The 7,722-nt window shown below is 59.9% G+C and carries 8 protein-coding genes; 7 read left to right on the forward strand and 1 reads right to left on the reverse strand.

The window, feature by feature from the left end; translation table 11 throughout:
- Positions 1–101 precede the first annotated feature (101 nt).
- On the reverse strand, positions 102–818 hold the full coding sequence (locus tag EDE12_RS22420; RefSeq protein WP_245275687.1) for a hypothetical protein: 717 nt from the start codon (positions 816–818) through the stop codon (positions 102–104).
- A 326-nt stretch (positions 819–1,144) separates the two neighbouring features.
- Between EDE12_RS22420 and EDE12_RS21370 the strand changes: the two genes are divergently transcribed.
- From EDE12_RS21370 to EDE12_RS21400, 7 genes are all read left to right on the forward strand, one after another.
- The gene (locus EDE12_RS21370; protein ID WP_051592315.1) at positions 1,145–1,873 is read left to right on the forward strand and encodes a class I SAM-dependent methyltransferase; all 729 of its coding nucleotides are present in this window, start codon (positions 1,145–1,147) and stop codon (positions 1,871–1,873) included.
- A gap of 56 nt (positions 1,874–1,929) precedes the next feature.
- Positions 1,930–2,778 (forward strand): methyltransferase domain-containing protein, encoded by an 849-nt coding sequence (locus EDE12_RS21375; RefSeq protein WP_166671921.1) that lies wholly within the window; start codon positions 1,930–1,932, stop codon positions 2,776–2,778.
- A 40-nt stretch (positions 2,779–2,818) separates the two neighbouring features.
- Positions 2,819–3,553 carry a class I SAM-dependent methyltransferase gene (locus tag EDE12_RS21380; protein WP_134188299.1) on the forward strand — a complete coding sequence of 245 codons (735 nt, stop codon included), beginning with the start codon at positions 2,819–2,821 and terminating at the stop codon, positions 3,551–3,553.
- Positions 3,554–3,641: 88 nt separating this feature from the next.
- Complete coding sequence (locus tag EDE12_RS21385; protein WP_166671922.1) at positions 3,642–4,784, forward strand: glycosyltransferase family 4 protein; 1,143 nt, start codon at positions 3,642–3,644, stop codon at positions 4,782–4,784.
- Entirely contained in the window at positions 4,781–5,077 is a 297-nt protein-coding gene (locus EDE12_RS21390) for a hypothetical protein (protein ID WP_134188300.1), read from the forward strand. Before EDE12_RS21385 ends, EDE12_RS21390 begins: the two co-directional genes overlap by 4 nt.
- A 97-nt stretch (positions 5,078–5,174) precedes the next feature.
- On the forward strand, positions 5,175–6,371 hold the full coding sequence (locus tag EDE12_RS21395; RefSeq protein WP_036290048.1) for a glycosyltransferase: 1,197 nt from the start codon (positions 5,175–5,177) through the stop codon (positions 6,369–6,371).
- Between the two features lie 154 nt (positions 6,372–6,525).
- The gene (locus EDE12_RS21400) at positions 6,526–7,326 is read left to right on the forward strand and encodes a class I SAM-dependent methyltransferase (protein WP_064033698.1); all 801 of its coding nucleotides are present in this window, start codon (positions 6,526–6,528) and stop codon (positions 7,324–7,326) included.
- Positions 7,327–7,722: the final 396 nt, after the last annotated feature.

Below are 7,722 nucleotides of genomic sequence, written 5' to 3' on the forward strand. Positions count from 1 at the left end.
CTCCCGCAAAATCCCGATGATCTGCTCTTCCGTGAACCGTTTCTTCTTCATCGTGTCCGTCCTGCAATCGGCCGGACTCTAATCGATGCTGGTGGGATTTTTCAGGGGCACGTCACCTCGTGGACGGAGCCGCGCGCCGTTTCGCCAATGACAAGACCGGCCGAAAGGCCTTGATCAAATGGATGGGCGCCGCGCCGGTGAAGCGTGTCGTGTTCGAGCCCACCGGCCCTTACCATCGCGCGCGTGAACGCGCGCTCGACATAGCCGGTCTGCCGATAGCCAAAGTCAATTCGGGCCACGCGCGCCGCTTCGCCGAGGCCGCCGGCAAGCTCGTCAAAACCGATCGTGCCGACGCCGCCATGCTGGCGCGCATGGGAGAGGCTCTCGACCTCGAGCCTCGCCCTTGCGTCAGCCAGACCATCGCCGAGCTGAAAGAATTGCATCTGGCGAGAGCCGCGCTCATCAAAGACCGCACCGCCGCCACGAACCGCGCGAAGGCGATCACGCTTTCGCTGCTCGAAAGGCGGAACAAAAAGCGCATCGCCGAAATCGACGCGAAAATCGTGGAGATAGACGCCGCAGTCGAACAGCGCATCGAAGGCGATCCGCTCCTCACTCGCCGGTTCGAAATTCTCCTCTCCGTCCCCGGAGTCTCGAAATTCACGGCTTTCGCCCTGCTCATCGAAATGCCAGAACTCGGCCGCCTCGAAGGAGGACAGGCGTCGAGCCTCGCTGGCCTCGCGGCTGTCCGACGACAGTCCGCAGATGAAGGCCGGCTTTGCCAGGCTCCTCAAGGGGAAGCCAGGCAAGGTCGCCATCACCGCCCTTATGCGCAGAATGATCGTCCTCGCCAGCGCCTTGTTGCGCGATGATCGCACTTGGGCTGAAAAAGCCCCTTGTCCATAACGGATACTCTAGCGGCCCCCGACATCGATTTTGGCGGCGCTTTTCGAATTTCGATCGCTGCGCAACAGCAAGCGAGGCGAGGCGTGACCGGGCAAGAGATTGCTTTCGAGAATTACGTTGCGCGGCTGAGCATGGACCAGCGCTAATTGTCTACGACAGCGCTTATCGCGCGAGCCGCGTCGCAGGCCGCGAGTGGATCGCCCAGGCAGGCTCGGCCGGCCCATTCAGGAACGACGACATGACCGACCCCGTCGCCGCCGCGAAGCAGGCGCTGGCCGAATATTACGCCGCCGCCGCCGCCGATTACGATGCGCTTCACATCGATCCGAGAGACGAGCACGCCAAGGCTCTCGGTTGGCTCGCCGCGATGATCGGCCAATATGCTTTCACGAGTGTGCTGGATGTCGGCTCGGGAACGGGCCGCGCGCTGTTCTATCTGAAAGATCGGCCCGGTCTCGAATTGAAGGGCGTCGAGCCGTCTCAGGCGCTTCGCGAAATCGCCTATGCAAAGGGACTGGCGGAGACCCAGCTCGTCGCGGGCGATGCGTTGGCGTTGGAGTTCGTTGATAATTCCATCGACGTCGTTTGCGCTTTCGGGATACTCCATCATATCGAAGATCATCGGCGCGCGGTCGCCGAAATGTGCAGGGTGGCGCGTAGAGCCGTATTTATCTCCGACGCAAATAATTTCGGGCAGGGCAGTTTTAAAAGTCGGGCGATGAAACAGATTTTGAATGCGCTCGGCCTCTGGAGGATTTGTGACTATATTCGTACCGGCTTCCGGGGGTATCATTTCAGCGAAGGAGATGGGGTGTATTACTCCTATTCCATCCATGACGATGTTCTGAGCTTACGCTCGAAATTTCCTGACGTCTATTATATGAGCACGAGGCCGAGCGGGCCCGACCTCTACCGGGCGGCGCAAACACTGGCGGTGTTCGCGACCCGCGAAGACAAACACGGATAGAGCATCGTCTGTCGGCCATGCTCAAACGGCTGCAACGGAGCGCCAAAGGGTTTCAAATGAGCCGACTGCAATATCTTCTGCGAAGCGCGTTACGCTTTGCTGATCCGGCGGGATGGATCTGTCCCAACTGCGGTTCTGCGGCCGCGCAAGAAATAGACAGGAAGTTCTTAGTGACGCGGCTCATGCGCTGCGACGAGTGTCGTCTCCAGTTCCGCGGCCCGACGGACACGGAAGAGTTCAACAAGATATTTTACAATTTCCATTACCAGGAAGGGACTGCCATGATTTGTCCCTCCGACACGGAAATCGCAGCGTTGACCGCCGCGAACTTCGCCGGCTCGGAGCGGGATTTTTCCCGCTATGTCGGACTTTTGAAGCGACACGGCGTCGCGGAAGGCGACAAGGTTTTCGACTTCGGCTGTTCCTGGGGCTACGGCAGCTATCAATTCGCCCGCGCTGGATATGACGTCGAGTCCTATGAAATCGCCGAGGATCGCCGCAATTACGGCATCGCGAAGCTAGGCGTTCGCCACGTCGACGACCCCTTTGCGATCGACGAAGAGCATCCGCTGTACAACAGCTTCGACTGTTTTTTTTCGGCCCATGTCCTCGAACATGTTCCAGCGCCGTCGAAGGTCTTCGATCTGGCATGGAAATGCCTGCGGCTGGGCGGTGTATTCATTGCTGTGGCGCCGAACGGCTCCGCACGCCATCGAGAGCGATTTCCGCAGTCGTGGCGCACGATGTGGGGCGGCGTCCACCCGAATTTTCTCGACGATGTGTTTTATGACGCCCAATTTTCCAGATCGCGGCGCCGCTATGAATCTCCGAGCGGCGGCGATCCATGGGAAAATTATGAACTAGGCTTTATCGCCTTCAAAGGCCCAGATCAGGACCGATTTTGATTGCGGGACAGGTTGAACACAATGCAGTCCGCGCAGTCGCGTGGAGGCGGAATCATGGAACAGTAAGCGAGCACATTCAATGAGCGAACCAGCAACGGCGCGTCCGACAGTATCAGCGCATTACGATGCAGCCTATTTCGAGTGGCAGAAGGATGGAGGGCAATTTGGCGGATGGGCCAATATCGACAAATTTCGCAAATCGATCGAGCCTGCATCGAGGGTGCTGGATTTGGGTTGCGGCGGGGGATTCCTGCTCGCCAATCTCGAATGCGCCGAGCGATTCGCCATCGAACCCAACGCCACGGCGCGCGAGACCGCAGTGAGCAATGGCGTGCGGGCTTTCGCCAACGCGGCAGAAGCGCTCGCGGCGATCGGGCAGGAGAGCATCGACGTCGTCATTTCCGACAATGCGTTGGAGCATGCGCTCGAGCCCTGGCAGGAGTTGCGGGCCTTGAAACCGCTGTTGAAACCCGGTGGCAAGCTGCACATCGTGGTTCCCTGCGAAAACATCAGCTGGGTCTATAAGACGAAGGACATCAATCAGCATGTCTATTCCTGGAGCCCGCAGAGCATTGGCAATCTGCTCAAGGCGGCTGGCTATGAGGTCGAATATTCCCGGCCCTATATCCACAAATGGCCGCCCAGGATGAGCAGGCAGCTCGCACGACTCGGACGCCCCGTGTTTAATTTCTGTTGCCGGGTCTGGGGGCAACTCGATCGCCGCTGGTTTCAGATCGAGGCGATGGCCACGAAGCCCATGAGCGATCATGACTGAACGGCGAGTCATGATGATCCAGCAGGGCGCGCGACGAAACTTCGTCTATGCGCGACATTTGGAAGCCGCGAATTTGCTGCATAGTCTCGTGACCGACGCCGCCTGGCCGGAGGGCGATGCTGGCTCATTGGCGCAATTCGCCGCTCGGTTCGCGCCGCGGCTTCGCGGGGCCATCGCGCGCCGGACGGTTCGCGGTGTGCCTAGCGCACGCTTGCACGCTAGCGTGCTGCCCAACCTCGTCTCGACGTCGATGTCCTTTCTGCATGCGGAACGCGCCTACCCGCTGATCGACGAGGCGCTCGCTTGGCCCAATCGCCTGCGCGGCCTCGAGGGCGCTGACATTGTCGTCAATTATCACGGCAATGGCGGCTCGTTCCTGGCGTTTGCCAAGCGCCGCGGCGCGCGGATTGTCTCCGATTTTGTCGTCACGCCCAAATATCTCGAGATCGAACACGAGGAACGCTCGCGATGGCCGGGTTGGGAAAGCGACAGCACTTCCCCGTCAGTAATCGAATTCTACCGCAAACGAATGAGCCGCCTCGTCGCCATATCCGATCTCTACCTTTGCCCCTCGCGGGCCGTGGCGCGCGATCTCGGAGATTTGCCCGGCTTCGATCCGGCGCGGGTGAGGCTCGTTCCCTACGGCGCCAGCGGCGTCCTGCTGCGCGAGGCCCGGCCGGAGCCGGGGCGAGTGTTGTTCGCCGGCGCGGCGGGCCTGCGCAAGGGCATTCCGTATCTCGCCGAGGCGGCGCGCATCTTGAACCAGCGGGGAATGAACATCGCACTCATTGTCGCCGGTCGGGTGTCGCCGATTGTCCGAGCGCGGCCGGAGACACAAGACCTCGTCTTCCTCGGCGCGCTCGACCGCGAACGGATGGCGGAGGAGTTCGCGCGCACGGATGTATTCTGTCTGCCCTCGCTCGCCGAAGGGTCCGCGACATCGATTTATGAGGCCCTGGCCAACGGCCTTCCGGTGGTCACGACAGAATCGAGTGGTTCGGTCGTTCAGGACGGCGTCGAAGGCCTGATCGTTCCCGAACGCGACGGAACAGCCATAGCCGATGGAATCGCGCGCATCGTAACCGATCGGCGATTGCGGGCCGCCATGTCGGCGGCGGCGCTGGCGACCGCGCAACGATACAGCGACGAGGCCTGCGGTCGCGCTTTTGTCGCAGTCATCCGAAAGCTGGCAGGTTTGAGCGACGTCCGCCTCGCTGAGCCGAAGGCATGACTCCTGATCTCAATCAGGGTCGAACCGGGATTGCTCACTCTCTTTCCGATCTTAGAGCAATTTCCGATCTGATTGGATCGAAAACGGGCCTGCTGAATTTGGCGTTGCTGGCGATCGCCAATTTCGTCTCGGTGCAGTCATTCAAGCTCGGCGCAATTTCTCTGCCGTGCATGCTGTTGATGACCAGCTTCGTTTACTTCTACCTCATGCCAGGACTGTCCTCCGCCGACGGCCAAGTGACGCCGCGGTATGCGGGCGGGTATTCCCTCGCAAATCCCACAAGGCGCCAATAGCGAGATTCCTCGGTGGTTACGCCGCTCTTCGTCGGCGGAGGTGAGCAGGTGGTGACTGCATTTTGTCATCGACCAAACGCCGCACGTCGAGCGCCCCTTGATTTTCGCCTGCAAGACCCACACTCCAACCGGCTCTCCCAAGGTTTCTGGAATGAAAGTTCTCGTAGATTGCACGCCGCTCGCCTGGGGGGGAGGGGTTCAAGGAGCTATCGCCCTCCTCGTCAATTTGCGACAACAGTCCGATATCGATTGGCAGGCGGTTGTGCCCATCCCACTCCAGTCTTTCCTTCCGCCGGAAGTCGCTTTCGATGCTCGTGTGTTCTTCGTGCAGAAAAGACACAATTTTGACCGCGTGTGGCTTCGCTATAAGCTGCCCCATATCGAAGCCGCATTTGCGCCGGATATCGTATTCACGGTTAGCGGGCCGGCATACTTTCGCGCGCGCGCCTACCATGTCGTCGGCTTTGCGCTTCCCACTCTCATTTATAAACCCGACGGCCCGCTCACATCGCCGACGCTCCTCGGGAAGCTCACCGATTGGTTACGGTGTATCGCGCTTCGCCAAGCCGATCATTTTGCAGTCCAAACGCAAGTGGTTGCCGACAGGTTGGCACGCCGCCTCCAAATTGATCCAGACCGAATTTCCGTGATCGGAAACTGCGTCAATCCGCTTCTCGCGCAGCACAGTCCCGGAGAGGATCCGCCCATTGGATGTTTCGGAATCTTGATTCCAACGGCATATTATCTCCACAAGAATCTTGAGATTACGCCCCCAGTCGCGGCGGCGATGCGACGGCTCGATCCTGAGTTGGACTTTGAGTTCCGATTCACGCTGGAGCCGTCGAGTCCCCACTGGCGCGCGATTGCCGCCGAGGCGAAGCGGCTTGGGATCGCGGATCGCCTCGTTGCCGTGGGCACGTTGCGGCTCAACGAGCTGGCGCTCGCCTATCGAGCCGCTTCCGCAGTATTCCTGCCGACATTGCGCGAGGCCTCGACCGCCGTCTATCCTGAAAGCTTTTTCTTCGAGCGACCATTGGTGACGTCCGATATGGATTTTGCGCGCGAGCTGTGCGGAGACGCGGCGATCTTCGTGCCACCACAGGATGTCGACCAAATCGCTGCCCGCTTGATCGAGCTCGCTCGCTCTGCGGAACTGCGCTCGCGCCTCATCACGGCCGGACGACGACAATTGCCGCGCGCGTACCCAAGTTCCAGTGAAAAGTTCAAACTTCAGGTGGAACTGCTCCACAGAGTGATCGCCACGCGCAATATCGACGCACGCAGACAGCGATGATCTCGCGAACGAGATCCCGGCCTTTGTGAAAAGAACGTCAAAGGTCGACATCATACTCACCCCGCTCCTCGCATCGAGCGGCCGTGCCCATCGCCCGTCGTTTGCACCAGAGTTGTAACTTGACCGGCAGTGATCGCCGCTGACAGAGGACACGATGAGAAATTCTGAAGGCCTTGTTTTTTCTAGCCAGCAACCGGCGGAAGCCGCCCCCTGCCAAGAGGCTGTGGCGGGGCATTTTGAACGATTGGCGGAAAGTTACGCGACCAACTTTGACCCCCACACACACACTGGTGCCGCGGTTCAATTTCAACTGCGACGCCAACTCACTGTCGAATTGTTGTCTGGAGAGAAACCGCGTGCGCTCCTCGACATTGCGGCGGGCTCAGGCGAGATTACCCATGCAGTTGCCTCATTCCTCGCATTCGACGAGTTGCTCGTGAATGACATCAGCCCGGGAATGCTGCAGTTGGCTCAGCGAGGTTTCAAGCAGCGGCCACCGGCCGGCAGTATTACATGGACTAATGAAGACGGATTCGAACTGCTGACGAAGGCGGGCGCTGACCGATTTGACGTGATCCTTTGCCTTGGTTTGATTGCGCACACTGGTCGCCTCCCAGAACTCCTGGCGCGCGCCTTCACCAGCCTCCGGCGTGGTGGCGTGCTCATCTTGCAGTCCACTCTGACAGACCATCCAGGCGCCTGGATCAGCACCCTCTACGCGCGGTCGCCGTTGCGACGCGTGATCTACAAGGTCGAAGCTTTCTCCAAGGACGAGATACTTGCCGCTGGATCCGCGGCCGGGTTCGAGTTGGCTGAGATGCGTCGTTACGGAATCTGCCTGCCGTTCGGCGACCGCATTCTGCATCAGATCAATTATCTCCTCGAGGCGGCCTACGCCGGTAAGTTGAGCAAGCGTGGCGGAGAAGCTTTGTTCAAGTTGAGGAAGCCGATTTGAGCCCGGCTTAGACGTTCTGCGGACGGATGCATGCATCCGGCTCGGCTGCGGCGTGAGCGCGATGAAGTCGGCGCTTCATTTGCGCGAACCAGCCCATTCACGATGATGCGGCGTCGTAACAGCCCGTTGACGAAGTCGCGCCTGGCTGATTCGGTTTCCAAGTGAGATTCGGCTGAGGTTGGCTTGATGGCGATGCGGCGTGAGACGGGGACGCAGGGGGGATCTGGTTGTCGGCTGGGCCGAGCTACCGCGCTCTCCGGGGCACGCATTTTACGACGAGCTGACCTGCCCCTGAAAAACTCCACCAGCATCGATTAGAGTCCGGCCGATTGCAGGACGGACACGATGAAGAAGAAACGGTTCACGGAAGAGCAGATCATCGGGATTTTGCGGGAG

The organism is Methylosinus sp. sav-2, assembly GCF_004366495.1.
Classification (GTDB): Bacteria; Pseudomonadota; Alphaproteobacteria; order Rhizobiales; family Beijerinckiaceae; genus Methylosinus.